This window comes from Mesorhizobium sp. WSM3860 (genome assembly GCF_002294995.1).
Lineage (GTDB): Bacteria > Pseudomonadota > Alphaproteobacteria > Rhizobiales > Rhizobiaceae > Mesorhizobium.
This window is the reverse complement of sequence record NZ_NSGF01000038.1, coordinates 1-25,553: the sequence shown is the minus strand read 5'-3', so window position 1 is coordinate 25,553 and position 25,553 is coordinate 1. Positions and strand designations below refer to the sequence as shown.

At 63.1% G+C, this 25,553-nt stretch carries 37 protein-coding genes and 1 pseudogene; 2 read left to right on the top strand and 36 right to left on the bottom strand.

Features of this window, described 5'->3' with window-relative positions:
* Positions 1–147: 147 nt before the first annotated feature.
* The gene (locus CK220_RS30570) at positions 148–1,188 is read right to left on the bottom strand and encodes a glutamine synthetase beta-grasp domain-containing protein (protein ID WP_095815070.1); all 1,041 of its coding nucleotides are present in this window, start codon (positions 1,186–1,188) and stop codon (positions 148–150) included.
* A gap of 308 nt (positions 1,189–1,496) precedes the next feature.
* Between CK220_RS30570 and CK220_RS30565 the strand changes: the two genes are divergently transcribed.
* Entirely contained in the window at positions 1,497–1,691 is a 195-nt protein-coding gene (locus tag CK220_RS30565; protein ID WP_095815069.1) for a DUF2735 domain-containing protein, read from the top strand.
* A 76-nt stretch (positions 1,692–1,767) separates the two neighbouring features.
* On the opposite strand, the gene CK220_RS30560 is transcribed toward CK220_RS30565, so the two are convergent.
* Positions 1,768–3,657 carry an MFS transporter gene (locus CK220_RS30560; RefSeq protein ID WP_095815068.1) on the bottom strand — a complete coding sequence of 630 codons (1,890 nt, stop codon included), beginning with the start codon at positions 3,655–3,657 and terminating at the stop codon, positions 1,768–1,770.
* Here CK220_RS30560 and CK220_RS32205 point away from each other — a divergent pair.
* Positions 3,593–3,805 (top strand): hypothetical protein, encoded by a 213-nt coding sequence (locus tag CK220_RS32205; RefSeq protein ID WP_176479266.1) that lies wholly within the window; start codon positions 3,593–3,595, stop codon positions 3,803–3,805. The two genes, CK220_RS30560 and CK220_RS32205, sit on opposite strands and share 65 nt — an antisense overlap.
* A 32-nt stretch (positions 3,806–3,837) precedes the next feature.
* On the opposite strand, the gene CK220_RS30555 is transcribed toward CK220_RS32205, so the two are convergent.
* The 34 genes and pseudogenes from CK220_RS30555 to CK220_RS31725 all read right to left on the bottom strand — a co-directional run.
* Complete coding sequence (locus CK220_RS30555; RefSeq protein WP_095815067.1) at positions 3,838–4,629, bottom strand: ATP12 family chaperone protein; 792 nt, start codon at positions 4,627–4,629, stop codon at positions 3,838–3,840.
* Positions 4,630–4,639: 10 nt separating this feature from the next.
* Positions 4,640–5,515, bottom strand: a complete 876-nt coding sequence (locus tag CK220_RS30550) for a DMT family transporter (protein ID WP_176479267.1) — start codon at positions 5,513–5,515, stop codon at positions 4,640–4,642.
* Positions 5,516–5,556: 41 nt separating this feature from the next.
* Entirely contained in the window at positions 5,557–6,543 is a 987-nt protein-coding gene (locus CK220_RS30545; RefSeq protein ID WP_095815065.1) for an RluA family pseudouridine synthase, read from the bottom strand.
* Between the two features lie 122 nt (positions 6,544–6,665).
* The gene (locus CK220_RS30540) at positions 6,666–7,496 is read right to left on the bottom strand and encodes an aspartyl/asparaginyl beta-hydroxylase domain-containing protein (protein WP_095815064.1); all 831 of its coding nucleotides are present in this window, start codon (positions 7,494–7,496) and stop codon (positions 6,666–6,668) included.
* A 205-nt stretch (positions 7,497–7,701) separates the two neighbouring features.
* The gene (locus CK220_RS30535) at positions 7,702–9,009 is read right to left on the bottom strand and encodes a replication-associated recombination protein A (RefSeq protein ID WP_095815063.1); all 1,308 of its coding nucleotides are present in this window, start codon (positions 9,007–9,009) and stop codon (positions 7,702–7,704) included.
* 44 nt (positions 9,010–9,053) lie between these two features.
* Positions 9,054–10,547, bottom strand: coding sequence for a DegQ family serine endoprotease (locus tag CK220_RS30530; protein WP_095815062.1), 1,494 nt, complete (start codon positions 10,545–10,547; stop codon positions 9,054–9,056).
* A 192-nt stretch (positions 10,548–10,739) separates the two neighbouring features.
* The gene (gene rplQ, locus CK220_RS30525) at positions 10,740–11,171 is read right to left on the bottom strand and encodes a 50S ribosomal protein L17 (RefSeq protein WP_095815071.1); all 432 of its coding nucleotides are present in this window, start codon (positions 11,169–11,171) and stop codon (positions 10,740–10,742) included.
* Positions 11,172–11,274: 103 nt separating this feature from the next.
* Entirely contained in the window at positions 11,275–12,285 is a 1,011-nt protein-coding gene (locus CK220_RS30520; RefSeq protein ID WP_059188661.1) for a DNA-directed RNA polymerase subunit alpha, read from the bottom strand.
* A 97-nt stretch (positions 12,286–12,382) separates the two neighbouring features.
* Positions 12,383–12,772 carry a 30S ribosomal protein S11 gene (gene rpsK, locus CK220_RS30515; RefSeq protein ID WP_006205444.1) on the bottom strand — a complete coding sequence of 130 codons (390 nt, stop codon included), beginning with the start codon at positions 12,770–12,772 and terminating at the stop codon, positions 12,383–12,385.
* A gap of 127 nt (positions 12,773–12,899) precedes the next feature.
* Positions 12,900–13,268: a 30S ribosomal protein S13 gene (rpsM, locus tag CK220_RS30510; protein ID WP_027170351.1), complete on the bottom strand. Its 369-nt coding sequence runs from the start codon at positions 13,266–13,268 to the stop codon at positions 12,900–12,902.
* 208 nt (positions 13,269–13,476) lie between these two features.
* Positions 13,477–14,067 (bottom strand): adenylate kinase, encoded by a 591-nt coding sequence (locus CK220_RS30505; protein WP_095815061.1) that lies wholly within the window; start codon positions 14,065–14,067, stop codon positions 13,477–13,479.
* On the bottom strand, positions 14,064–15,404 hold the full coding sequence (gene secY / locus CK220_RS30500) for a preprotein translocase subunit SecY (protein WP_095815060.1): 1,341 nt from the start codon (positions 15,402–15,404) through the stop codon (positions 14,064–14,066). The genes CK220_RS30505 and secY overlap by 4 nt, the downstream gene beginning before the upstream one ends.
* Before the next feature lie 192 nt (positions 15,405–15,596).
* Positions 15,597–16,070: a 50S ribosomal protein L15 gene (gene rplO, locus CK220_RS30495; protein WP_095815059.1), complete on the bottom strand. Its 474-nt coding sequence runs from the start codon at positions 16,068–16,070 to the stop codon at positions 15,597–15,599.
* A 22-nt stretch (positions 16,071–16,092) separates the two neighbouring features.
* The gene (gene rpmD, locus CK220_RS30490; RefSeq protein ID WP_027170355.1) at positions 16,093–16,290 is read right to left on the bottom strand and encodes a 50S ribosomal protein L30; all 198 of its coding nucleotides are present in this window, start codon (positions 16,288–16,290) and stop codon (positions 16,093–16,095) included.
* A 25-nt stretch (positions 16,291–16,315) separates the two neighbouring features.
* Positions 16,316–16,885 carry a 30S ribosomal protein S5 gene (gene rpsE, locus CK220_RS30485; RefSeq protein ID WP_027046810.1) on the bottom strand — a complete coding sequence of 190 codons (570 nt, stop codon included), beginning with the start codon at positions 16,883–16,885 and terminating at the stop codon, positions 16,316–16,318.
* Between the two features lie 129 nt (positions 16,886–17,014).
* Positions 17,015–17,377, bottom strand: a complete 363-nt coding sequence (rplR, locus tag CK220_RS30480; RefSeq protein WP_095815058.1) for a 50S ribosomal protein L18 — start codon at positions 17,375–17,377, stop codon at positions 17,015–17,017.
* Between the two features lie 89 nt (positions 17,378–17,466).
* Positions 17,467–18,000 carry a 50S ribosomal protein L6 gene (gene rplF / locus CK220_RS30475; RefSeq protein WP_095815057.1) on the bottom strand — a complete coding sequence of 178 codons (534 nt, stop codon included), beginning with the start codon at positions 17,998–18,000 and terminating at the stop codon, positions 17,467–17,469.
* 114 nt (positions 18,001–18,114) lie between these two features.
* A complete protein-coding gene (gene rpsH / locus CK220_RS30470; RefSeq protein WP_066989600.1) occupies positions 18,115–18,513 on the bottom strand; it encodes a 30S ribosomal protein S8 in 399 nt (132 codons plus the stop codon).
* Positions 18,514–18,525: 12 nt separating this feature from the next.
* A complete protein-coding gene (gene rpsN, locus CK220_RS30465; RefSeq protein WP_059188495.1) occupies positions 18,526–18,831 on the bottom strand; it encodes a 30S ribosomal protein S14 in 306 nt (101 codons plus the stop codon).
* A gap of 26 nt (positions 18,832–18,857) precedes the next feature.
* On the bottom strand, positions 18,858–19,436 hold the full coding sequence (gene rplE / locus CK220_RS30460; protein ID WP_095815056.1) for a 50S ribosomal protein L5: 579 nt from the start codon (positions 19,434–19,436) through the stop codon (positions 18,858–18,860).
* Positions 19,429–19,743, bottom strand: a complete 315-nt coding sequence (gene rplX, locus CK220_RS30455) for a 50S ribosomal protein L24 (RefSeq protein ID WP_059188493.1) — start codon at positions 19,741–19,743, stop codon at positions 19,429–19,431. Before rplX ends, rplE begins: the two co-directional genes overlap by 8 nt.
* A 12-nt stretch (positions 19,744–19,755) precedes the next feature.
* Entirely contained in the window at positions 19,756–20,124 is a 369-nt protein-coding gene (rplN, locus tag CK220_RS30450; protein ID WP_006205457.1) for a 50S ribosomal protein L14, read from the bottom strand.
* Between the two features lie 81 nt (positions 20,125–20,205).
* On the bottom strand, positions 20,206–20,445 hold the full coding sequence (gene rpsQ / locus CK220_RS30445; RefSeq protein WP_040970380.1) for a 30S ribosomal protein S17: 240 nt from the start codon (positions 20,443–20,445) through the stop codon (positions 20,206–20,208).
* A gap of 11 nt (positions 20,446–20,456) precedes the next feature.
* Positions 20,457–20,657 carry a 50S ribosomal protein L29 gene (gene rpmC / locus CK220_RS30440; protein ID WP_095815055.1) on the bottom strand — a complete coding sequence of 67 codons (201 nt, stop codon included), beginning with the start codon at positions 20,655–20,657 and terminating at the stop codon, positions 20,457–20,459.
* Between the two features lie 14 nt (positions 20,658–20,671).
* Positions 20,672–21,085, bottom strand: a complete 414-nt coding sequence (gene rplP, locus CK220_RS30435) for a 50S ribosomal protein L16 (protein WP_027170364.1) — start codon at positions 21,083–21,085, stop codon at positions 20,672–20,674.
* A gap of 27 nt (positions 21,086–21,112) precedes the next feature.
* Positions 21,113–21,835 (bottom strand): 30S ribosomal protein S3, encoded by a 723-nt coding sequence (gene rpsC / locus CK220_RS30430; protein WP_095815054.1) that lies wholly within the window; start codon positions 21,833–21,835, stop codon positions 21,113–21,115.
* Entirely contained in the window at positions 21,835–22,224 is a 390-nt protein-coding gene (rplV, locus tag CK220_RS30425; RefSeq protein ID WP_066989594.1) for a 50S ribosomal protein L22, read from the bottom strand. The genes rpsC and rplV overlap by 1 nt, the downstream gene beginning before the upstream one ends.
* Before the next feature lie 2 nt (positions 22,225–22,226).
* Positions 22,227–22,505 carry a 30S ribosomal protein S19 gene (rpsS, locus tag CK220_RS30420; RefSeq protein ID WP_006205463.1) on the bottom strand — a complete coding sequence of 93 codons (279 nt, stop codon included), beginning with the start codon at positions 22,503–22,505 and terminating at the stop codon, positions 22,227–22,229.
* A gap of 16 nt (positions 22,506–22,521) precedes the next feature.
* Positions 22,522–23,355, bottom strand: a complete 834-nt coding sequence (rplB, locus tag CK220_RS30415) for a 50S ribosomal protein L2 (RefSeq protein WP_040970375.1) — start codon at positions 23,353–23,355, stop codon at positions 22,522–22,524.
* A 22-nt stretch (positions 23,356–23,377) separates the two neighbouring features.
* Positions 23,378–23,671 (bottom strand): 50S ribosomal protein L23, encoded by a 294-nt coding sequence (locus tag CK220_RS30410; protein WP_040983033.1) that lies wholly within the window; start codon positions 23,669–23,671, stop codon positions 23,378–23,380.
* Positions 23,668–24,288, bottom strand: coding sequence for a 50S ribosomal protein L4 (rplD, locus tag CK220_RS30405; RefSeq protein WP_095815053.1), 621 nt, complete (start codon positions 24,286–24,288; stop codon positions 23,668–23,670). The genes CK220_RS30410 and rplD overlap by 4 nt, the downstream gene beginning before the upstream one ends.
* Positions 24,288–25,004: a 50S ribosomal protein L3 gene (gene rplC / locus CK220_RS30400; RefSeq protein WP_095815052.1), complete on the bottom strand. Its 717-nt coding sequence runs from the start codon at positions 25,002–25,004 to the stop codon at positions 24,288–24,290. Before rplC ends, rplD begins: the two co-directional genes overlap by 1 nt.
* Positions 25,005–25,097: 93 nt before the next feature.
* A complete protein-coding gene (gene rpsJ / locus CK220_RS30395) occupies positions 25,098–25,406 on the bottom strand; it encodes a 30S ribosomal protein S10 (protein WP_006205468.1) in 309 nt (102 codons plus the stop codon).
* Between the two features lie 66 nt (positions 25,407–25,472).
* A pseudogene (locus CK220_RS31725) lies at positions 25,473–25,553 on the bottom strand (elongation factor Tu); the annotation flags it as partial.

Below are 25,553 nucleotides of genomic sequence, written 5' to 3'. Positions count from 1 at the left end.
TCGGGGGCGGGTCGCTTCAACATGACCCAGTGAATCAAAAACCCCCAGCAAACGCCAGGGGTTTGTCAGCAGTCTGAGCCCCGGCATTCGCCGGGGCTTTAATGTTCGATGGTCTGGCGCGGACTGCGGTCCCGCGCCGTAAAAGCATCACGCCGCAGCCGAGACCTTCGCGTCGGTCGAGACCTGCGAGATCGTCTTCAGGACCTGCGAGGCGATCTGGTAGGGGTCGCCCTGCGAGTTCGGGCGGCGGTCTTCCAGATAACCCTTGTAGTCGTTCTTGATGAAGGAGTGCGGCACGCGGATCGAGGCGCCGCGGTCGGCAACGCCGTAGCTGAACTTGTTCCACGGCGCGGTCTCATGCTTGCCGGTCAGGCGCTTGTCGTTGTCCGGACCATAGACGGCGATGTGATCCATCAGGTTCTTTTCGAACTGGGCCATCAGCGCCTCGAAATAGGCCTTGCCGCCGACTTCGCGCATGTACTTGGTCGAGAAGTTGCAGTGCATGCCCGAGCCGTTCCAGTCGGTGTCGCCAAGCGGCTTGCAGTGGAACTCGATGTCGATGCCGTACTTTTCGGTGAGGCGCAGCAGCAGGTAGCGCGCCATCCAGATCTGGTCGGCGGCCTTCTTGGAGCCCTTGCCGAAGATCTGGAACTCCCACTGGCCCTTGGCCACTTCGGCGTTGATGCCTTCATGGTTGATGCCGGCGGCGAGGCAGAGGTCGAGATGCTCCTCGACGATCTGACGCGCCACATCGCCGACATTCTTGTAGCCGACGCCGGTGTAGTACGGGCCCTGCGGCGCCGGATAGCCGCTCTCGGGGAAGCCGAGCGGGCGGCCATCCTTGTAGAAGAAATACTCCTGCTCGAAGCCGAACCAGGCGTCCTCGTCGTCGAGGATGGTCGCGCGGCTGTTCGATGCATGCGGGGTGACGCCATCGGGCATCATGACTTCGCACATGACGAGAACGCCGTTGGTGCGCGCCGGATCCGGATAGAGCGCCACCGGCTTCAGCACGCAGTCGGAGCTGCGGCCTTCGGCCTGGTTCGTGGAAGAGCCGTCGAAGCCCCACAGCGGCAGCTGCTCGAGCGTCGGGAACTCGGCAAACTCCTTGATCTGGGTCTTGCCGCGCAGATTGGGGGTCGGGGTGTAGCCGTCGAGCCAGATGTACTCGAGTTTGTATTTGGTCATTCCAGTGCCTCTCGTTGGTTGGACGCCGTGGCGGCATCAACGCATGGCCGGAGCGAGCCGGCCTGCCGGGCGCTAAAATGCAATTCGTATGCCACTCTGCCCGTCCAGGCTGCGGCAAAATGGTCATGGCAAAGCGTTGATTTTGCTAAGCCTACGCCGCAATGCGCGGCGATCGGTCAGGCGCGCCTTCTGCATAAATCTTGAGCAACGAGTGATCTGTTTGTGGGCATATTGCCTAAATGAATCGCAGAACCTATCTTGGGAACAGATTGGAATCGATTTGCTCCTGAAGCAGTAGGAGGCCGCCAATGGAAGTCATCACGTCCCGTCCGTCGGCAAAGATCCTGATATTCCCGCTTGCAGGCCGGGCGTCTGCCTCAAATTTAGGCGCAAAGGCCAAATTCGCGGCAGAGCTTGCCTCGTTACGCAATACGCACGCCGATTTCGACGGCTGGTACCATGAGGCGGCAATCGAGGAAGAAAGCCAGCAGCGCAAGAGCTGACCAATTCTTTCCAGTCCGACACAAGAAAAGCCCGGCGCGATCGCTCGCGCCGGGCTCTTCATTTGCCGAGGATCGGCTACTGCTTGGCGTGGAGGTCGGTGCCCAGCGTATCCCTGACGAAGATCATGCCGATGATGAGTGACATCGCGGCGATCACCACCGGGTACCAGAGGCCGTAATAGATGTCGCCCTTATAGGCGCTGAGTGCGAACACCGTTGCCGGCAGCAGGCCGCCGAACCAGCCGTTGCCGATATGGTAAGGCAGCGACATGCCGGTATAGCGGATGCGGGTCGGGAACATCTCGACCAGGATCGCGGCGATCGGCCCGTAGACCATGGTCACGAACACGACCAGGATGAACAGGATGCCGATTGTCACCGGCCAATTCACCGCCGCCGGATCGGCGACCATGGCAAAGGGACCACCGCCCGGGATGTTGTAGACGGTGACCTCGGGCGCGCCGGCCGCTTCCTCCTTGGTCAGCAGCTTGTCGGCGACCGCCTTGTCGGTCTCAACGGTCGTCTTCTCGCCGCCGCGGATCGCCGCGGCATCGAGCTTCAGTTCCGGATTGGCTGCGACAAAGGCGTCGAGCTTCTGGTCCGGCACTTTGGCCGCGGCGCGCTTCAGCGGATAACCGCCATCCTGCAGCGACATGTTGACTGCCTTCTGGAAGGCGGCGTCCTTGGCCTTGGCTTGGTCACCGGCGACGACGGCGTCATAGGATTGCACCGTCTCGTTGCCGATCTTGACCGTGGCGGCCGTGCCAGGTGCTGCCGTCGAAACGACGTCGTAAGGCACCGAGTTCTTGGTCAGGAACGAGGTCGCGATATCGCAGGAGGTCGTGAACTTCGCCGTGCCGACCGGATTGAACTGGAACCTGCAGTCGCCGGGTGCCGCGGTCACCGTTGCGCGCGTGTTCTGCTGTGCGGTGGCCAGCGCCGGATTGGCGGCCCAGGTCAGCGCCTTGAACAGCGGGAACGTGCAGACGATTCCCAGAGCAAGGCCAGCCATGATGATCGGCTTGCGGCCGATCTTGTCGGACAGCCAGCCGAACACGACGAAGAAGATCGAGCCGACGGCAAGCGCGATCGCGATCATGACGTTGACCGACCACGCGTCGACCTTCAGCACGTTCTGCAGGAAGAACAGCGCGTAGAACTGGCCGTTGTACCAGATCACGGCCTGGCCTGCGGTGAGGCCGAGCAGCGCCAGAAGCGCGATCTTGGCGTTCTTCCACTGGCCGAAGGCTTCCGACAGCGGCGCCTTGGAGCCCTTGCCCTCCTCCTTCATGCGCTGGAAGGTCGGCGACTCCGAAAGCGACAGCCGGATCCAGATCGAGATGGCAAGCAGCAGGAAGGAGACGATGAAGGGAATGCGCCAGCCCCAGGCAGCGTAGGTTTCCTTGCTGAGCGATCCCTGGACGATCAGGATGACGATCAGCGACAGGAACAGGCCGAGCGTTGCCGTCGTCTGGATCCAGGAGGTGTAGAAGCCGCGGCGGTCGTCCGGCGCGTGCTCGGCGACATAGGTCGCGGCACCGCCATATTCGCCGCCCAGCGCCAGCCCCTGCAGCATGCGCAGCCCGATAAGGATCACCGGTGCCGCGATGCCCCAGCTGGCATAGCCGGGGAGCAGGCCGACCAGGAAGGTCGACAGGCCCATGATCGTCATGGTGACGAGGAAGGTGTATTTGCGGCCGACGAGGTCGCCGATGCGGCCGAACACAAGCGCGCCGAAGGGACGGACGAGGAAGCCGGCGGCGAAGGCCAGCAGCGCAAAGATGTTGCGAGTCGCCTCGGGGATCGTCGGGCTGAAGAAGGTCGCGCCGATGAAGGCGGCCAGCGAACCGTAAAGATAGAAATCATACCATTCGAAAACGGTGCCGAGCGAGGAGGCGAAGATGACCTTCTTTTCCTCCCGCGTCATGCCGCGGCTTCTTCCGCCGGCAGTCGATGCCATTGCCATTGATAATCCTCCCGTGGATCCCGTCTGTCCTCGATGGCTGCGCGCCACCTTCCGCAATTCCTCCGAACGCGGACTCAAAAAACGCTGCCAACGAGGGAAAAAATGGCAGAAAGCGCCCCCGAAAGGCACCGCGACGATGGGATTATGACTTTCGTATTAGATGCAATGCGAAAGCGAAGCTCAGGCTTTCAGCGCCTCAAGCAGGCTGACTGCCGCCATCATGTCGCGCTTGCGGGCGGAGCGGCGCGCGACGGCTTCGGCATCCTGGCCCCAGTGCTCGATCTGCCAGTCCTCGTCGACATGGCCGGCGGCCCAGGCCTCCTCGCCGTCGAGCTCGCCGAAGTCGACGGCAAGCGCCAGCAGCGCCGAGCCGGTCAGCGAGGTCATGACATGGATCGCGGCCAGACGCATCGGCTCGGCGCGCTGGGCAAGATGAGCGCCGAGGACGGCGATCGTCTCGCGCGGCTGCTCGACATGGATGACCCCTTCGGCAAGGTTGAAGCGCGCGCCAAGGCTGGCCATCGCCCAGTCGAGGACCGGATCCCAGAGCCTGTTTTGCCGATCGACCAGTCCTTGCGGGCCATCGGCGCGGTAGCAGAGCAGGTCCGACGACGCGAAACGCAGGACATCCTCCAGCACCGCTTGCGGGTCGCTGGCCACACCGTCGATCGCCGTGTTGGCTAGGCGCATCACCGGCATGGTCACAGGGTCGATGACCTCGCGCTGGGCGGAAAATTCGTCAGCGACCAAAGCCGCCGCTCTTTCGGTCGGCAAAATCAGCGGCGCCTTTCCCGGCGTGCGGACCGGCTTGCCATCCAGATGGACGGCAAAACCGCTTTCGGCCGGCACGACCGAAACCGCCTTGTAGAAACGCTTCGGCAGCGGCGTCTTCATCTGGATCTGGGCGCGGCGCACCGGATCGGGATCTGAAAGCTGCTTTCCCGCTTCGAGGTCGTTGAGGATGTCGCGCATCTCGAACTCCTTACGCTGGGACCTGCTTGCGGGAGGGCCGATTGACGATGATCAGCCCGGCCGCGATCAGGCCGAGCGCCAGGAAAATCCTGATCGTCAGCGGCTCGCCCAAAAGCACGGCGCCGCACAGAACGCCGAACACCGGCGACAGGAAGGCGAAGCTGGACAGGCCTGCCGCCGGATAGCGCGTGAGCAGCCAGAACCACAAAACATAGGTGAACGCGACAATATAGAAAGACTGGAACATCAATGCCAATGTCGGCAATGCAGCGATTTCGCGGATCGGCGGGCCGGCGAACGGCATCACAAGGGCGCCGACGACGGCAGCGCCCGCCAGTTGATAAAGCAGAAGCTTCTCCGCGCTGGTCTCGACCAGCTTCGATCGCTTGATGACGATGCTGGTCGACGCCCACAGAATGCCCGAGCCAAGACTGAGCAGATCGCCCGTCAGCGTTGCGTCATTGCCGCGGAAGATGCCGTCGGAGAACACGGCCAGAAGGCCGCAGAAGGCAAGCACAAGGCCTCCGAGCTTGCGCGCGTTGATGCGCTCGCCGAGCAAAAAATGGCCGCCGATCAGGACCCAGAACGGCATGGTGTTGACCAAGAGCGTGTTGCGGGCGACGGTCGTGTATTCCAGTCCGATATAGAGAAACAGGAACTCGACGCCGAAGAGCACGCCGACGACAATACCCGCGGTCAGCGTCCCATCCGCTTCAAACAGCTTGATGCCGCGCAACCGGCACCAGCCGAGAACGCAGAGCCCGCCAACGATCGAGCGCGCAATCGAGACGAACACCGGATCGTAGCCGGCATAGGAGACCTTGGCGGCGACGTAGTTCAGGCCCCAGGACAGCGTCAGCCCGACCATCATGGCGGCCGCAGTCATGTCGACCGCGTCGCGCCGGCCGAATGTATCGGCAGCACCGCTCAATTGTCGTCCCCCGCGCTCTGCTCATCGAAGCCGAGCAGGTTCCAGCTCTGGCGCATGTGCGGCGGCATTGGCGCGGTAACATCGATGATGCCCTGGTCTGGATGCGGGATGACGATGCGGCGCGCGTGAAGATGAAGGCGGTTCTGGATGCCGCCGGGAAACTCCCAATTGGTGTCGGCCTCGAAATATTTCGGGTCGCCGATGATCGGGGAGCCGATATGGGCTGCATGGACTCGAAGCTGGTGGGTGCGGCCGGTATAGGGTTCCATTTCCAGCCAGGACAGCGACTGCGCCGCCTGCTCGACGACGCGGTAGTAGGAAACGGCATGGTCGGCGCCCTTCTCGCCATGCTTGGCGATGCGCACGCGGTCGCCGTCCGGCGTCGGCTCCTTGACCAGCCAGGTCGAGATCTTGTCCTCGCGCTTCGGCGGCACGCCCTTGACCAAGGCCCAATAGGTTTTCTTCGTCTCGCGCGCCCGGAACGCTTCCGACAGCTTCATCGCGGCAAGGCGGGTGCGGGCCACGACCAACACGCCGGAAGTGTCACGGTCGAGGCGGTGGACGAGGCGCGGCTTCTCGCCCTTCTGGTTGCGCCAGGCCTCCAGCATGTCGTCGACGTTGCGCGTGACGCCTGAGCCGCCCTGGACGGCCAGGCCCGCCGGCTTGTTGAAGACGAAGACCTTTGGGTCCTCGTGCAGCAGCATCTTGGCCAGCACATCGGCATCGCCCTGGTTGCGGATCGAATGGCCGGTGAGCGCGGCGTCGCCCTTCTTGTCGACGTCGAGTGGCGGAATGCGCACGGTCTGCCCGGGCTCGACGCGCGTGTCGGCCTTCGCCCGGCCGCCATCGACACGCACCTGGCCCGAGCGCAAGAGCTTTTGCAGGTGACCGAAACCGAGGCCCGGATAATGGACCTTGAACCAGCGGTCGAGCCGCATGCCCGCTTCGCCAGCCTCCACCGTGATTTGTTCGACACCTGCCATGGTTACGCTTTTCCGTTTGAAAGCGGCGCCATAGCACTAAGGCAGAGCGGTTGCGAGCCAAAGACCCAACAACGGACAAAGATCGCGCCAAAGAGCGTTGCGGAGCCGCGGGCGCGGACGCTTCAGTTTGCGGCGGCCTTCTTGGCCTTGGACGAGCCGATCATCTTCCAGTTCTTGTAGAACATAGAATTGATGCGCTCGACGCTGACCGAGACGATGGCGAGAAGACCGGCGATGAGGCCGGGGAATGGCGATGGACGGATGATGTCCATGAACACGCAATAGCGGCGTCCGTCATATTCATTCACCGAACGGTGCAGCAGCGTGTCGTCGAAAATGTAAAGCGGGTTGTCGTGCCAGTAGTTCCTGGCGCCGTTGCACTCGACGAAAATCTCAGCCTTGACCGGCAACAGATTGTAGAGGATGCGCAGGCTGAGCCGCAGCGGCCCGAAATGCCAGGAAGTCGATTCCTTGCCTCTGAAGACTGAGACGGCGATGGTCTTGATGTATTTGAAGTCTTTGTTGAATTCCGCAACGTTATCGATCTTGTGCTTGCCATACCACTGATAGACATACATGCCGCGCCGACCGGTGCCGAAATTGGCGTCGATATCGGCGATGATCTCGTCCTTGCGAGCCTTGAAGACGTCGAGAACCTCGTTGACCTCGCGCTGATAGTCTGGGGGGAACTGCTCCAGCTTCCATACGCCCGGGTTCCGATAGCAAAGCAGGTCGACCAAAAGGTTGAACGGTGACAGCAGCCAGGTGAAGATGCCGTTGCCGAGGAAATAGCCGCGGAACAAGGACAGATCCCGGTTTGCATTGCGCATCACGTCGATCAGACCGCAAACGACCCAGATCGTCGTTAGGATCGGGACAAAATAAAAGCCAAGCGCGAGAAGCGGGACTGCGATGGCAGCCTGACGAAGAGTCTTACGGGTTTGCTTTGTCATAGTCTTTCGCGCGGAAGCGCGATCCTGTTCCGCATGGGCCAAATCACGGCGACCCTCGCCAGCCGTGCGCCTTAATAGGATTTTTCAGGACGCGGCACAATCTGGAACAGGTTTGCCCGCTCACGATCGCGCCAGCATTTCGACTTGATGTCATGCCGACGAAGCCTCGCCGCGAAGCGCCCGGCCCGCCGAGCCGCGGAGGCCGCTATTCCCGCTCTTTGCGCAGCTTTGCCCAGTATTCCAGCCGCTTCTTGACCTCGCGCTCGAAGCCGCGCTCGGGCGGATCGTAGAAAGCGCGGCGGCCCATCTTTTCCGGAAAATAGTCCTGGCCGGAAAAGGCATCCGGCTCGTCGTGGTCGTAGCGGTAGCCGGCGCCGTAATCCTCTTGCTTCATCAGCTTGGTCGGCGCGTTGAGGATGTGCTTGGGCGGCAGCAGCGAGCCGAATTCCTTGGCCGCCTGAGTCGCTGCCTTGAAGGCGGTGTAGACGGCGTTCGACTTGGGCGCGGTGGCGAGATAGACGGTGGCCTCGGCGAAGGCGAGTTCGCCCTCGGGCGAGCCCAGATAGTCGTAGGCGTCCTTCGCGGCATTGGCGACGACCAGCGCCTGCGGATCGGCAAGGCCGATATCTTCCACCGCCATGCGCACCAGCCGGCGGCCGAGATAGAGCGGATCCTCACCGGCATCGAACATGCGGGCGAGGTAATACAGCGCGGCGTCCGGATCCGAGCCGCGCACCGATTTATGCAGCGCCGAGATCAGGTTGTAATGGCCGTCCTGGCCCTTGTCGTAGATCGGCGCGCGACGCTGGATGACGCGCTGCAGGCCTTCGGGCCCAAACACCTCGCCCGGCTTGGCGGCGCGCCAGACTTCCTCGGCGAGCGTCAGCGAGGCGCGGCCGTCGCCATCGCTCATGCGGATCAGCATGGCCCGCGCCTCGTCGTCGAGCGGCAGCGCCCTGCCCTCGGTCGACTCGGCCCGCTCCAGCAGCTTGGCGATGCTCTCCTCGTCCAGCGAGCGGAAGACGAGGACCCGCGCACGGGACAGAAGCGCCGCGTTCAGCTCGAAGGATGGGTTCTCCGTCGTGGCGCCGACCAGCACCACGGTGCCGTCTTCCATGACCGGCAAAAAACCGTCCTGCTGGGCGCGGTTGAAACGATGGATCTCGTCGACGAAAAGCAGTGTCTGACGGCCATTGGTCCGGCGCAGTTTTGCTGCCTCGAACACTTTCTTCAGGTCGGCGACGCCGGAAAACACCGCCGATATCTGCTCGAAGACAAGGTAGGTTTCGCCGGCGAGCAACCGTGCCACCGTCGTCTTGCCGGTGCCGGGCGGGCCCCAGAAGATCATTGAGCCGAGCGTGCCGGAATTGATCAGCCGCGTCAGCGCCCCATCGGGGTCGGTCAGGTGCTCCTGGCCGACGACCTCGCCAAGGTTCTTCGGGCGCAAGCGGTCAGCCAGCGGCCGGCCGGGCGGCGCCTTCTCCGGTTCATCGACGCTGAACAGATCGGCCATGCACTTTTATTTGGTTGGAACGCGGCCCCTTTTCCAGAGCCTGCTCAGTAACGCAACACCTGGCGCAGTATCTGCCCACCGCGTTCGACGGTAAAGCGCCACCACCGCGTGTCCTGCTGGGCAATCTGTGCCAGCGTCGCCGCCTTATCGATGCTCGTGCCGTTCACTTCGCGCACGATGTCGCCCGGCTGGAAGCCGAAATCGGCGGCCGGTGAATCGCGGTTGATGTCGACCACGGTCACCCCCTTCAGGTCGGTGCGCAGCCCGAGACGCTGGGCAAGGCGCGGCGAAAGCTCTGCCACCTTGGCGCCGGCGAACGGACTGCGGCCATGCAGCGTGACCTCGCTCGGCTTCGCGCCTTCCGGCGCGCGCTCCAGCGCAATCTCAAACGTTGCCTGCTGGCCCTTGCTCAGTACGGCGAAGGTCGCCTTGGTGCCGATCGACAGCGTCGCCATGCGGTAATCCAGCGCCTCGATGCTTTCGACCGGCGTATTGTTGAGCGACAGTACGACGTCGCCGGGCTTGAGCCCCGCCTTGCCGGCCGGTCCAGCGGCATCGACCGACGAGACCAGCGCGCCGGTCGGCTTTTCCATGCCGAGCGATTCCGCGATCTGCGGTGTCACGGCTTCAAACTCGGCGCCGATATAGGGTCGCTCGAAGAAATCCAGGCCGGCCTTGGCGGCGTCGGCGAAAGCCCTGACCATGTTCGACGGAATGGCGAAACCGATACCGATCGAGCCGCCGCTGCGGCTGTAGATCGCGGTGTTGATGCCGACCAGCTGGCCGCCCATGTTGATCAGTGCGCCGCCGGAATTGCCGGGATTGATGGCGGCATCGGTCTGGATGAAGTAGCCGGAGTCGGAAACGCCGATGTGGCTGCGGGCAAGCGCCGAAACGATGCCGCTGGTGGTGGTCTGGCCGACGCCGAAAGGATTGCCGATGGCGAGCACCAGGTCGCCGACCTCGAGCGCGTCGGAATCGCCGATGGCTATCACCGGGAACGGCTTGTCGGCCGAGATCTTGAGCACGGCGAGATCGAGCGTCTCGTCCTTGAGCATGACCTTTGAGTTGAACTCCCGCCCGTCGGCCGTCGCCACCTTCACCTCGTCGGCATCCTTGATGACATGGTAGTTGGTGACGATGACGCCGCTCGGATCGACCAGCACGCCGGAGCCGAGCGAGGATTGCGCGCGCGGCTGCGCACGGCCGAAGAACTCCTCGAAGAAGGGGTCGCCCTCGAACGGCGAAGTCACCTTGGCGGTCTGCGAGGCATAGACATTGACCACGGCCGGCGCCGTCTGCTTGACCAGCGGCGCAAAGGAAAGCTGCACTTCCTCGCGGCCGAACGGAACGCGCTTGTCAGGCCCGGAGGTGGAGTTCTCGCCCTCGACGCCATGCAAGAGATCGGTCAGCACGTCGGAGAGGCCAGGGTCGGCCGGCTTGGCGGCATCTTCCGCGAATGCCTGTCTGACGCTAGGAGCGGCGGCGAAAGCGGCAAGCGTGCAAACCGCAATAAGAAACAGCCGTTTGAGGTGCATTCCGAATCCTCCAGATCAGGCGCCATTGTCCCGACGATTGTGCAGAATGAAAGGCTAATGCACGGAAATACGATGCTTGTCGCGCAAAAGCGTGAGCACGAGAACGAAAATCCGCTCGCTCTGCTCGGTGGTCTCAGAACCAAAAAAGGGGCCCGAAGGCCCCTTTGAATTCATTCGCTGAAAACGCTGGCCTTATGCGGCCGCAGCTTCCTCGTCGCCGCCTTCGGCCTCGAGGCGGGCGCGGTCGGCGGCGCCCTTGGCCGAGGTGTCGCGGTCGACGAACTCGATAACCGCCATGGCAGCGTTGTCGCCCTTGCGGAAGCCCGCCTTCATGATGCGCAGGTAGCCGCCGTTGCGGTTGGCGTAGCGCGGAGCGAGTGTCTCGAACAGGCGCTTGACGACGCCCTCATTGCCGATCTGTGCGATGACCTGGCGACGGGCGTGCAGGTCGCCGCGCTTGCCGAGCGTCACCAGCTTCTCGACGATCGGACGCAGGTCCTTCGCCTTCGGCAGGGTGGTGACGATCTGCTCGTGCTCGATCAGAGACACGGCGAGGTTGGCGAACATCGACTTGCGGTGGCTTACGCTGCGGGCGAAGCGACGGCCTTTAAAACCGTGGCGCATGGCTCTTTCCTTCTTCATTTGTTCAAGAGGCCACGGCCTCTGATGGTTTTCCGCATGACCGTCGGATCGAGCGGCTCAAGCCGCCGATCCTTGGAATTCATGCTCAATATTGGTCTTCGTAACGTTTTGCGAGGTCTTCGATGTTTTCCGGCGGCCAGTCCGGCACTTCCATGCCGAGATGCAGGCCCATGGCCGCCAGCACTTCCTTGATCTCGTTCAGCGACTTGCGACCGAAGTTCGGGGTGCGCAGCATCTCGGCTTCGGTCTTCTGGATGAGGTCGCCGATATAGACGATGTTGTCGTTCTTCAGGCAGTTGGCCGAACGCACCGAAAGCTCGAGTTCGTCGACCTTCTTGAGCAGCGCCGGGTTGAAGGCGAGCTCGGTGACGGCCTCGGTGGCGACCTCCTTCTGCGGCTCGTCGAAGTTGACGAACAGGCTGAGCTGGTCTTGCAGGATGCGGGCCGCGAAAGCCACCGCGTCCTCACCCGAGATCGAACCGTCGGTCTCGATGGTCATGGTCAGCTTGTCATAGTCGAGAACCTGGCCCTCGCGGGTGTTCTCGACCTTGTAAGAGACCTTCTTGACCGGCGAGTAGAGGCTGTCGACCGGGATGAGACCGATCGGCGCATCCTCGGCGCGGTTGCGCTCAGCCGGCACATAGCCCTTGCCGGTGTCGACGGTGAACTCCATGCGGATCTCCGCGCCCTCGTCCAGCGTGCAGATCACGTGGTCGGGGTTGAGAATCTCGACGTCGCCGACAGTCTGGATGTCACCGGCAAGCACGGCGCCCGGGCCCTGCTTGCGCACGACCATGCGCTTCGGACCATCGCCTTCCATGCGGATGGCGATTTCCTTGATGTTGAGCACGATGTCGGTCACGTCCTCGCGCACGCCGGCGATGGACGAGAACTCATGCAGCACGCCGTCGATCTGCACGGCGGTGACGGCTGCGCCGCGCAGCGAAGACAGAAGCACGCGCCGCAGCGCGTTGCCGAGCGTGAGGCCGAAGCCGCGCTCGAGCGGCTCGGCGACCAGCGTGGTCAGCGTCTTCTTCTTCGACGAGAACTCGATCTTGTTCGGCTTGATCAGTTCCTGCCAGTTTTTCTGGATCATGGTGTCTTCCTTCCTTTGACCCGCCACCATCCAATCGTGGCGGGCAGCCTGGAATTGCCGCGGAGGAGCGCCTTGGCGCTCACGCGGCGTCCAAATATTAGACGCGGCGCTTCTTGCGCGGGCGGCAGCCATTGTGCGGGATCGGCGTCACGTCGCGGATCGAGGTGATGGTGAAGCCGGCTGCCTGCAGGGCGCGCAGCGCCGATTCGCGGCCGGAGCCGGGGCCGCAGACCTCGACCTCGAGCATGCGCATGCCGTGTTCCTGGGCTTTCTTGGCAACGTCCTCGGCAGCCATCTGGGCGGCGAACGGGGTCGACTTGCGCGAACCCTTGAAGCCCTGGGCGCCGGCCGACGACCAGGCGATCGAATTGCCCTGCGCGTCGGTGATGGTGATCATCGTGTTGTTGAAGGTCGAATTAACGTGGGCAACGCCCGACGAGATGTTCTTGCGTTCGCGACGGCGAACACGAGCGGCTTCCTTGGCCATGGTAGTCCTTTCAGTTGATCTCTACACCGCCGTAACGCCAGCGGCTCCACCTTCGAAGTGAATGGTGAATGGTGAAATGGCGAATGGTCAAAGCGCCATTCACCATTCACCATTGGCCATTCACCAATTACTTCTTCTTGCCGGCGATCGCCTTGGCCGGGCCCTTGCGGGTGCGTGCATTGGTATGCGTGCGCTGGCCGCGGACCGGCAGCGAGCGGCGGTGACGCAGGCCGCGGTAGCAGCCGAGGTCCATGAGCCGCTTGATGTTCATCGAGACTTCGCGGCGCAGGTCGCCTTCGACCTGGTAGTCGCGGTCGATCGTCTCGCGGATCTGCAGCACTTCCGCGTCGGTCAGCTGGTTGACGCGGCGGTCTGCCGGGATGCCGACCTTGTCGACGATCTCCTGGGCAAACTTCTTGCCGATGCCGTGAATGTACTGAAGCGCAATGACGACGCGCTTGTTGGTCGGAATGTTGACGCCGGCTATACGAGCCATGTTCTCTCATCTCCATTTGGGCCGGACGAGCCGGCGCTGTCTAAGTTGCCCCGCGTCCGGTGGAGGCCGGCCCTTGCGGGAGTTTCCTGGTTCCAAAACGATTGCCCTGCCCTTGCGGGCAAGCAAACTTCGTGCCTGACAGGAAGACGGGCCGCCATACCCCAATGGCTGCTTCCAGTCAAGCACAATCTTGGCTTGTCGGAGCGGCCTAGTTCACCGGCGCCGTGAGCACCTTCTCGATCTCCGCGGTCACCGCGTCGATGCTGGCCATGCCGTCGACGGTCCTCAACCTGCCTTTGGCGTAATAATAGCCGGTAAGCGGCGCCGTCTTTTTGTAATATTCGCGCAGCCGTTCCTCGAACACCGCCGGGTTGTCGTCCTTGCGCACCGGCTGGCCGGCGGCCTTGGCATCCTCGGCCCGCTTGACGATCCTCCCGACAAGCGCCTTGTCGTCAACGACGAGCTCGATGACGCTGTCGAGCGCAATGTTGCGCTCGGCAAGCATGGCTTCGACGGCATCGGCCTGCACCAGCGTGCGCGGGTATCCGTCGAGGATGAAGCCCCTGGCGCAATCGGGTTGGTCGATTCGCTCGGCAACGATCGCGTTGACGATCGCGTCGGATACCAGCTCGCCGGCGTCCATCACCGCCTTGGCCCGCTTGCCGACCTCGGTTCCGGCCTGAACGGCGGCACGCAGCATGTCACCCGTGGAAAGCTGGGGTATGCCGTGTTTTTCTACCAGTCTCTGTGCTTGCGTCCCCTTGCCCGCCCCTGGCGGCCCAAGCAATATCAGCCTCATCTGCTCCTCTTCCCCCCGCGCAACTTCGACTTCTTGATCAGGCCCTCATACTGGTGCGCGATCAGGTGACCCTGAATCTGCGCCACCGTGTCGAGCGTGACACTGACCACGATCAGAAGCGATGTGCCACCGAGGTAGAAAGGTACGCCAGTCGCCGAAATCAGGAACTCAGGCAGGAGACACACCAGCACCAGGTAGATGGCGCCGATGACGGTGATACGCGTCAGAACATAGTCGATATACTCCGCGGTCCGCTCCCCCGGCCTATAGCCCGGGATGAAGCCGGAATGCTTCTTGAGCTGGTCGGCCGTGTCCTTCGGGTTGAAGACGATCGCCGTGTAGAAGAAGGCGAAGAAAATGATCATCGCCGCGTAGAATGCCATGTAGAGCGGCTGTCCGTGGCCAAGCGCCGCAAGAACCGTGCTCGCCCAGGCAGGCAGATTGGTCGTCTGCGAGAAGCCGGCGACGGTTGCCGGCAGAAGCAGCAGCGAGGACGCGAAGATCGGCGGGATGACGCCCGAGGTGTTGAGCTTCAGCGGCAGGTGCGAGGTGTCGCCCTGGAACATGCGGTTGCCGACCTGGCGCTTAGGATACTGGATGAGCAGGCGGCGCTGGGCGCGCTCGAAGAAGACGATGACGCCGATGACGACAACGGCGAGCACGATGATCGCCAGAATGAGGCTCGTGGACAGCGCGCCGGTGCGGCCGAGTTCCAGCGTGCCGGAAATGGCGTGCGGCAGACCGGCGACGATGCCCGAGAAGATGATCAGTGAAATGCCGTTGCCGATGCCGCGCGCGGTGATCTGCTCGCCGAGCCACATCAGGAACATGGTGCCGCCGACCAGCGTGACGACGGTCGAGATGCGGAAGAACATGCCGGGATCGGTGACGATACCGTTGCCGCCCTCGAGTCCGACCGAAATGCCGTAGGCCTGCACCAGCGCAAGCAGCACCGTGCCGTAACGCGTGTACTGGTTGATGATCTTGCGGCCTTGCTCGCCTTCCTTCTTCAGCGCTTCCAGCGACGGGATGACCGAGGTCATCAGCTGCATGATGATGGAGGCGGAGATGTAGGGCATGATGCCGAGCGCGAAGATCGCCATGCGCTGCACGGCGCCGCCGGCAAACATGTTGAACATGCCGAGCACGCCCTTGCTCTGCGAGGAGAAGGCCTGCGCGAAAGCGTCGGGGTTGATGCCGGGAAGCGGGATGTAGGTGCCGAGGCGGTAGACGAGCAGCGCGCCGATGGTGAACCAGATGCGCCTCTTCAGATCCTCGGCCTTGGCGAAGGCCGCAAAATTGAGATTGGAGGCTAGTTGTTCAGCAGCCGAAGCCATGCCTGATTCTCCGCTAGGTCACGCTCGATGCCCGCAGCTCAGGCGGCGCGTGTCACCGAAGCTCACGAGATAAGCTCCGGACCGTAAACATGCAAGCGGCCGCGTTGACGCGGCCGCCCAATTGATCAGACCGAAACGCGGCTCGCCGGCAAAAAACGAAGTCATTCCCGCCGGCCGCGCTTCAAATCGCCGTTACTCGGCGGCGGCCGCTTCCGGCAGCTTCACCGAACCGCCGGCCTTCTCGATCTTCTCGATCGCCGCCTTGGAGGCGCCGGCGACGTCGAAGGAGAGCTTGGCCTTGAGCTCGCCGTCGGAAAGGACACGCACGCCGTCCTTGGCGCGGCGGATGACGCCGGCGGCGATCAGGGCCTCGGCCGTCACGGTCGCCTTGGCGTCGAGCTTCTTGGCGTCGATAGCAGCCTGGATGCGGGCGAGCGACACGACGGTAAAGCTCTTGCCGAACAGGTTGTTGAAGCCACGCTTCGGCAAGCGCCGGTAGAGCGGCATCTGGCCGCCCTCGAAGCCGTTGATGGCAACGCCAGAGCGTGCCTTCTGGCCCTTGACGCCGCGGCCGGCGGTCTTGCCCGAGCCGGAGCCGATGCCGCGGCCGAGACGCTTCCGGGAGTGCGTGGCGCCGTCCTTGTCACGCAGATCGTTGAGTTTCATGTTTCTTCTCCTGCGCTTCCGTTCAGGCCTCGTCCACAACGCGGACGAGGTGCTGGACGGCGGCGATCATGCCGCGCACCGAAGGGGTGTCTTCCAGCGTGCGCCGCTTGTGCATCTTATTGAGGCCGAGGCCGACCAGCGTCGCGCGCTGCTCCTTCGGCCGGCGGATCGGCGAACCGATCTGCTCGACGGTGATAGTCTTGGTAGCTTTCTTGGCCATGGTCGAAATCCCTCGTCAGCGTCGACTATTCTTCAGCCGCGACGGCGGTGCCGCGGCGGGCCTGAAGGGTCGAGTACTTGATGCCGCGCGCGGCAGCCACATCCTTCGGATGCATCTGGCTCTTCAGCGCGTCGAAGGTGGCGCGAACCATGTTGTAGGGGTTCGACGAACCCATCGACTTGGCGACCACATCGTGCATGCCGAGCGTCTCGAAGACGGCGCGCATCGGGCCGCCCGCGATGATGCCGGTACCCTGCTTGGCGGCGCGCAGCAGAACGCGTCCGGCGCCCCAGCGGCCCTCGACGTCGTGATGCAGCGTGCGGCCCGAACGCAGCGGCACGAAGATCATGTCGCGCTTGGCCGATTCGGTCGCCTTGCGGATCGCCTCCGGCACTTCTCGCGCCTTGCCGTGGCCGAAGCCGACGCGGCCCTTCTGGTCGCCGACGACGACGAGCGCGGCAAAGCCGAAGCGACGGCCGCCCTTCACCACCTTGGCGACACGGTTGATGTGGACAAGCTTGTCCACCATGCCGTCGTCACGCTCTTCGCGCTCACGCTCGCGGCCGCGGCCGCCTTCCCTACGTTCCTGTGCCATATCCTGTTCCTTGTTCTTTTCCGGAAGCACGGGTTGCTGAAATGCCGGCGCCTCTTATGGGACGCCGGCGGTGAATTTCTCCTTTGCATGATCTTGTCCGAAAAGTCTGCAACTTTTCGGGATCATGCATTAGAAGCTCAGACCGCCCTCGCGGGCAGCCTCGGCCAGCGCCTTGACGCGGCCGTGATAGATGTACGCGCCACGGTCGAAGACGACCTCCTTGACGCCGGCCTTCGACGCGCGCTCGGCGATCAGCTTGCCGACGGCGGCGGCAGCGGCGCTGTCGGCGCCGGTCTTCAACGAGCCTTTGAGGTCCTTTTCCAGGGTCGAGGCTGCGGCCAGCGTGTGGCCCTTCGCGTCGTCGATGACCTGGACATAGATGTGCTTCGAGGTGCGGTGCACCGAAAGGCGCGGCCGCTCGCCGGCGACCTTCTTGAGCTGGCGGCGCACGCGCTGCGCACGGCGCTGGGTGGTTTCTTTGGGGCTTGCCATAGTGTCTGTTCCTTGCCTTCAGAAAACGGGGGCAACCGTGTGCGGTAGGCCAAGCCTCCCGCGGTCGCGCCCCGCGGCGTTCAAAACTCTTACTTCTTCTTGCCTTCCTTGCGGACAATCCGCTCGTCGGCATAGCGCACGCCCTTCCCCTTGTACGGTTCGGGGCCGCGATACTCGCGGATCTCGGCCGCGACCTGGCCGACCTGCTGCTTGTCGATGCCGGAGATCGTGATTTCGGTCGGCTTCGGCACGGAGATCGTGATGCCCTGCGGCGTCTCATAGACCACGTCGTGGCTGAAGCCGAGCGCCAGTTGCAGGTTCTTGCCCTGCATTGCTGCACGATAGCCGACGCCGGTGATCTCGAGCTTCCTCTCGAAACCGTCCTTGACGCCCTGCAGGATGTTGACGATCTGCGTGCGCGACATGCCCCACTTGGCGCGGGCGGTCTTGGTCTGGTCGCGCGGCTCGACCGAGATCTCGGCGCCTTCCATCTTGACCAGCACTTCGTCGTTGACCACGAACTTCAGCTCACCCTTGGGGCCCTTGGCCGTCACGGTCTGGCCGTTGACGGTCGCAGAGACGCCCTGCGGCAGCGAAACGGGTTTCTTTCCGATACGAGACATTGTTGTCTCCTTCTTTCCTTAACTGCTGTGAATGGTGAATGGTGAAATGGTGAATGGCGCGGCCAGAGTTCCGTGCAGTTTCACCATTCACTATTCACCATTGACCATTCACCCTTAGAAGATCTGACAGAGGATCTCGCCGCCGACATTCTGCTCGCGCGCTTCGTGGTCAGCCATGACGCCCTTCGGCGTCGAAAGGATGGCGATGCCGAGGCCGTTGGCGACATGCGGGATCGACTTGGCCGAGACATAGACGCGGCGGCCGGGCTTCGAGACGCGCTCGATTTCGCGCACGACCGGAGCACCATCGAAATACTTCAGCTCGATCTCGATTTCCGACTTGCCGTTCTCGAAGTCGGTCTGGCTGTAGTCGCGGATGTAGCCTTCCGACTTCAGCACTTCGAGGACGCGGGCGCGCAGACGCGAGGCCGGCGTCGAGACGCTCGACTTCTTGCGGCCATAGGCGTTGCGGATGCGGGTCAGCATATCGCCGAGAGGATCGCTCAATGACATCTCAGTGTCTCCTTACCAGCTCGACTTGACCAGGCCCGGGATCTGGCCGTTGTTGCCCAGATCGCGAAGCGCGATACGCGAAAGCTTGAGCTTGCGATAGTAGGCGCGCGGACGCCCCGTCACTTCGCAGCGGTTGCGGATGCGGATCTTGGCCGAGTTGCGCGGCAGCGCCGAAAGCTTCAACTGGGCGCGGAAACGCTCTTCCATCGGCTTGGACTGATCCATGACGATGTCCTTGAGCGCCTTGCGCTTGGCGGCGTACTGACCGGCAAGCTTACGGCGCCGGTTGTTCTTCTCGACTGAGCTGGTCTTTGCCATTTCAGATTTTTCCTTTTTCGCTGCCGTTACTGGCGGAAGGGAAAGTTGAAGGCCTTGAGCAGCGCCCTGGCCTCGTCATCCGTCTTCGCCGTCGTACAAACGATGACGTCCATGCCCCAGACCTGATCAACCTTGTCGTAATTGATCTCCGGGAACACAATGTGCTCCTTGATGCCCATAGCGTAGTTGCCACGGCCGTCAAAGCTCTTCGGGTTCAGTCCGCGGAAGTCGCGAACGCGCGGCAGCGCGATGTTCACGAGGCGGTCGAGGAACTCGTACATGCGTTCCTTGCGCAGCGTGACCTTGGCGCCGATCGGCATGTTCTCGCGCACCTTGAAGCCCGCGATCGAGTTGCGGGCGCGGGTGACGACGGCCTTCTGGCCGGCGATCAGCGCGAGATCCTCGGCCGCGACCGAGGGCTTCTTCGAATCGCCGGTCGCTTCGCCGACGCCCATGTTCAGCACGATCTTGTCCAGGCGCGGAACTTGCATGTCGTTGTCGTAGCCGAACTGCTCCTGCAGCGCCTTGCGGATGGTCTCGTTGTAGACCTTCTTGAGGCGCGGCTCGTTCTTGGCAGCTGCCTGCTTGGTTTCAGCCTTAGCCATTGATGACTTCTCCCGAACGCTTGGCGACGCGCACCTTCTTGCCGTCCTTCTGGATGGCGAAGCCGACGCGGGTCGGCTTGCCGTCCTTAGGGTCGGCCAGCGCGATGTTCGACAGGTGGATCGGCGCTTCCTTGGTGATGATCCCGCCCTCTTGGGACTGGGTCTGCTTCTGGTGACGGCGAATCAAGTTCACGCCGCGCACGAGCGCGGTGTCTTCCTTCGGCTGCACCGACAGGACTTCGCCCGAACGGCCCTTGTCCTTGCCGGCAAGCACGACAACCTTGTCACCTTTTCTGATCTTTTGCATTGGTCCGGCTCCTTACAGCACTTCAGGCGCGAGCGAGATGATCTTCATGTGGTTCTTGGCGCGAAGCTCGCGCGGAACCGGCCCGAAGATACGCGTGCCGATCGGCTCTTTCTTGTTGTCGACGAGAACGGCCGCGTTCTTGTCGAAACGGATCACGCTGCCGTCCGGGCGGCGGATGTCCTTGGCCGTGCGAACCACGACCGCCTTCATCACGTCGCCCTTCTTAACGCGGCCGCGCGGGATGGCTTCCTTGATCGACACCACGATGATGTCGCCGACGGAGGCATACTTCCGCTTCGAACCGCCCAGCACCTTGATGCACATGACACGACGGGCGCCGGAATTGTCCGCGACGTCGAGGTTTGTTTGCATCTGAATCATGACTGGCCGCCTTCTTCTTTTCTAACGGGACGGGCTTTCACCCCTCCCCGGTCTGTCCAAAATTCGTTTCGTTCGCCCGGATCAAGCCTGATCCGCGGTGATGACGACCCAGCGCTTGTCCTTGGAGATCGGCTTCGATTCCTGGATGAACACCTGGTCGCCGACCTTGTGGGCGTTGTTCTCGTCATGCGCCTTGTACTTCTTGGTCAGGCGCACGGTCTTCTTCATCACGGGATGCGTGAAGCGCCGCTCGACCTTGACGACGACCGTCTTCTCGTTCTTGTCGCTGACGACGGTGCCCTGCAGGATGCGCTTTGGCATGGTTCTCGTCCTTAACCCTTCTTGGCCGCGGCTTTTTCCGCGGCGATGGTCTTGATGCGCGCGATGTCCCTGCGGACCTGCTTCACGCGTGCGGTCTTCTCGAGCTGGCCGGTGGCCCTCTGGAAGCGCAGGTTGAACTGCTCCTTCTTGAGGGCGGCCAGGTCGTCGGCCAGCTGATCCTGGGTCTTGGTCCGGATGTCTTCGGCTTTCATGGTTCAGCCCGTCCTTATTCTGCGATGCGCTGCACGAAGCGCGTCTTCACCGAGAGCTTGGCGGCGCCGAGGCGCAGCGCCTCACGCGCGGTCTCCTCGCTGACGCCGTCGATCTCGAACATGATGCGGCCAGGCTTGACGCGGGCCGCCCAATAGTCGACGGCGCCCTTGCCCTTACCCATGCGCACTTCGGTCGGCTTCGAGGTGACCGGCAGATCCGGGAACACCCGGATCCAGACGCGGCCGGCGCGCTTCATCTCGCGGGTGATCGCGCGGCGGGCCGCCTCGATCTCGCGCGCGGTGACGCGGTTCGGCTCAAGCGCCTTCAGCCCGAAACCGCCGAAATCCAGATTGGTGCCGCCCTTGGCGGTACCGTGGATACGGCCCTTGAACTGCTTGCGGAACTTTGTGCGCTTTGGCTGCAGCATCGTTCTAACTCCAAATTCTCAAATTTCTCAGGCGTTCTCGCGACGGCGACCGCGCTCACGCTCGCCGGTCTGACCGCCGTGATCGCCTTCCGTGGCGCGACGCTCCGACGCCATCGGGTCATGCTCGAGGATCTCGCCCTTGAACACCCACACCTTGACGCCGCAGATGCCGTAAGCCGTGTTCGCCTCGGCCGTGCCGTAGTCGACATCGGCGCGCAGCGTGTGCAGCGGCACCCGGCCTTCGCGGTACCATTCCATGCGCGCGATTTCAGCGCCGCCGAGACGGCCGGAGCAGTTGATGCGGATGCCTTCGGCGCCGAGACGCATGGCCGACTGAACGGCGCGCTTCATTGCGCGGCGGAACGCGATGCGGCGCTCGAGCTGCTGGGCGATCGACTGGGCGACCAGCGTGGCGTCGATTTCCGGCTTGCGCACTTCGACGATGTTGAGGTGCGTCTCCGACTTCGTCATCTCCATCAGCTTCCTGCGGAGCTTCTCGATGTCGGCGCCCTTCTTGCCGATGATCAGGCCTGGACGCGCGGCATGGATGGTGACGCGGCACTTCTTGTGCGGACGCTCGATCACGACCTTGGAGATCGCGGCCTGCTTGAGTTCCTTCTCAAGATACTTGCGGATCTTGATGTCTTCATGCAGCAGCTGGCCATACTCGCCGGTGTTCGCAAACCAGCGCGAATCCCAGGTGCGGTTGATGCCGAGACGCAGCCCGATCGGATTGACTTTCTGGCCCATTATGCGGCCTCCCCTTTTTCCTCGACTTCACGAACGACGATCGTGAGGTGCGAGAACGGCTTTTCGATGCGGCTGGCGCGACCACGGCCACGCGCGTGGAAACGCTTCATGACGATCGACTTGCCGACATAGGCTTCCGATACGATCAGTGCGTCGACATCGAGGTCGTGGTTGTTTTCCGCGTTGGCGATCGCCGACTCCAGCGTCTTCTTGACCGTGCCGGAAATCCGCTTGGCCGAGAATTCGAGGTCGGAAAGCGCTGTCGCGACCTTCTTGCCGCGGATCAGCGCGGCAACCAGGTTCAGCTTCTGCGGGCTGATACGGATGGTGCGCAGAACGGCGCGCGCCTCGTTGTCAGCAAGCCTGCGCGGAGCTTTGGCCTTGCCCATGATTATTTCCTCTTCGCCTTCTTATCCGCGCCATGACCGTAATAGGTCCGGGTCGGAGCGAATTCACCGAACTTGTGGCCGACCATGTCCTCGTTCACGGAGACGGGAACGTGCTTCTGGCCGTTGTAGACACCGAAGGTGAAGCCGACGAACTGCGGCAGGATGGTGGAGCGACGGCTCCACATCTTGATCACCTCATTGCGACCGCCTTCACGAACCTTGTCCACCTTCTTGAGAAGGTAGCCGTCGATGAAGGGGCCTTTCCAAATCGAACGAGTCACTTGGCGTTACCTCTTCTTAGCTCTTGCGCTGATGGCGCGAGCGCACGATGAACTTGTCGGTCGCCTTGTTGGACCGCGTCTTCTTGCCCTTGGTCGGCTTGCCCCAGGGCGAAACCGGGTGACGGCCACCCGAGGTGCGGCCTTCGCCACCACCGTGCGGATGATCGACCGGGTTCATGGCCACGCCGCGATTGTGCGGGCGCTTGCCGCGCCACACCGTGCGGCCGGCCTTGCCGTCGTTGATGTTGCCGTGGTCGGGGTTCGACACGGCGCCGACGGTGGCCATGCAGGAGCCGTGCACGACGCGCTGCTCGCCCGAGTTGAGGCGCAGGATCGCCATGCCCTGGTCACGGCCGACGAGCTGGGCGTAGCCGCCCGCCGAACGGGCGACCTGGCCGCCCTTGCCCGGCTTTAGCTCGATGTTGTGGACGATCGTGCCGACCGGCATCGAGGCCAGCGGCATCGCGTTGCCCGGCTTCACGTCGACCGCTTCGCCGGCCACGATCTTGTCGCCGGCAGCCAGACGCTGCGGCGCCAGGATGTAGGACAGCTCGCCGTCATCATACTTGATCAGCGCGATGAAGGCGGTGCGGTTCGGATCGTATTCGATGCGCTCGACCGTGCCGACGACGTCGTACTTCTTACGCTTGAAGTCGATGATGCGGTACGACCGCTTGTGACCGCCGCCGATGAAGCGGGCCGTGATGCGGCCGTAATTGTTGCGGCCGCCCGACTTGGTCAGGCCTTCGGTCAGACCCTTGACGGGCTTGCCCTTGTAGAGGCCCGAGCGGTCGACGATGACCAGCTGGCGGGTGCTCGGCGTTACCGGGTTGAATTTCTTGAGTGCCATTGTCCTGTCCTCGCGGCCTTGCTCAGAGACCCGTCGCGACGTCGATCGACTGGCCGTCGGCCAGCGTCACAACCGCCTTCTTGACGTCGCCCTGGCGGCCAACCGTGCCGCGGAAGCGCTTGATCTTGCCCTTGCGGACGAGCGTGTTCACAGCCGTAACCTTGACCCCGAAGAGAGCTTCCACGGCGGCCTTGATTTCCGGCTTCGACGCCTTCTTGGCGACATTGAAGACGACCTGGTTCTGCTCGGAAGCCATGGTCGACTTTTCGGTAATCGCCGGCGAGACGATCACGTCGTAGTGACGGAGGTCGGTCATTTGAAGCGCTCCTCGAGAGCCTCGACGGCGGCCTTCGAAAGGACCAGCGTGCCGCGGCGCAGAATGTCGTAGACGTTGATGCCCTGGATCGGCAGCACGTCGATGTTTGGAATGTTGGTCGCCGCCAGCTTGAAGTTCTGGTCAAGCTCGGCGCCGCCGATCACCAAGGCATTGGTGAGCCCGAGCGTCTCGAGGCTCGCCACCAGCGCCTTGGTCTTGGCTTCGGCCAGCTTCAGGTCGTCGACGATGATCAGCGAAGCGCTCTTGGCCTTGGCCGAGAGAGCGTGCTTCAGGCCCAGCGCGCGTACCTTCTTCGGCAGCTCGTGCTCATGGCTGCGCACGACCGGCCCGTGCGCCTTGCCACCGCCGCGGAACTGCGGAGCGCGAGCCGAATGGTGACGGGCGCGGCCCGTACCCTTCTGCTTGTACATCTTGGCGCCGGTGCGCGCGATCTCGGCGCGGCCCTTGGCCTTGTGCGTGCCCTGCTGCTTCTTGGCCAGCTGCCAGCGCACGACGCGCTGCAGGATGTCCTCACGCGGGTCAAGGCCGAAGATCTCCTCGGAGAGCTTTACCTTGCCAGCGTCCTTGCCGCCGAGGGTTGTGATCTTGAGGTCCATTATTCCGCTCCCTCATTGGCCGGGGCATTGTTCTTGGCGGCAGCGGCACGGATCGCGGCAGGCTTCGGCGCGTTGGCCGGCAGCGCAACCTTGGCCGCGTCGCGGACCAGGATCCAGGCGCCCTTCACTCCCGGGACGGCGCCGCGGATCAGGATCAGGCCGCGGTCGGCATCGGTCGAGACGACCTCGACATTCTGGGTGGTGACGCGGACGTCGCCCATGTGGCCGGCCATCTTCTTGCCCTTGAACACCTTGCCGGGGTCCTGGCGCTGACCGGTCGAGCCGTGCGTGCGGTGCGAGACCGAGTTACCGTGCGTGGCGCGGCCGCCACCCATGTTGTGCCGCTTGATCACGCCCTGGAAACCCTTGCCGGTCGAAGTGCCGGTGACATCGACCTTCTGCCCGGCGACGAAGTGCTCGACGGTGATCTCGGCGCCGACGTCGATCATGTTGTCGGCGGAGACGCGGAACTCGGCGAGCTTCGCCTTCGGCTCGACGGAGGCGGCAGCGAAATGGCCGCGCATCGCCTTCGACGTGTTCTTCACCTTGGCAAGGCCAACGCCGAGCTGGACGGCAGTGTAGCCGTTCTTCTCCTGCGTGCGCTGCGCCACGACCTGGCAGTTCTCCATCTGGAGAACGGTGACGGGAACGTGTTCCCCGGCATCGTTATAGATGCGGGTCATTCCCACCTTCTTTGCAATCACACCTGAACGCATCGGTTCAATTCCTTTAGAGTTCCCTGTCGGGGCTGACGCCCCTCCACGCCTCTTGTTCCTTCAGAGTTCCGGGTCGCCCCGCCCTCTTGTTCCTTAGAGCTTGATCTCGACGTCGACACCGGCGGCCAGATCGAGCTTCATCAGAGCGTCGACCGTCTGCGGCGTCGGATCGACGATGTCGAGCAGCCGCTTGTGGGTGCGCATCTCGAACTGCTCGCGGCTCTTCTTGTCGACATGAGGCGACCTGTTCACCGTGAACTTTTCGATCCGCGTCGGCAGCGGAATGGGGCCGCGGACGTTGGCGCCGGTGCGCTTGGCGGTCGACACGATTTCGCGCGTCGAGGCGTCGAGCACCCGGTGGTCAAACGCCTTAAGGCGGATGCGGATATTCTGTCCGTTCATGCGTCAATTCCTTGTTCTGGCGCGGCGCGGGCAGCCCCGCGCCCGCGACAGATCCGTTTCGTCCAATTACTCTTTGATGGTGACGACGATGCCGGCACCGACGGTGCGGCCGCCTTCACGGATGGCGAAGCGCAGCTTCTCTTCCAT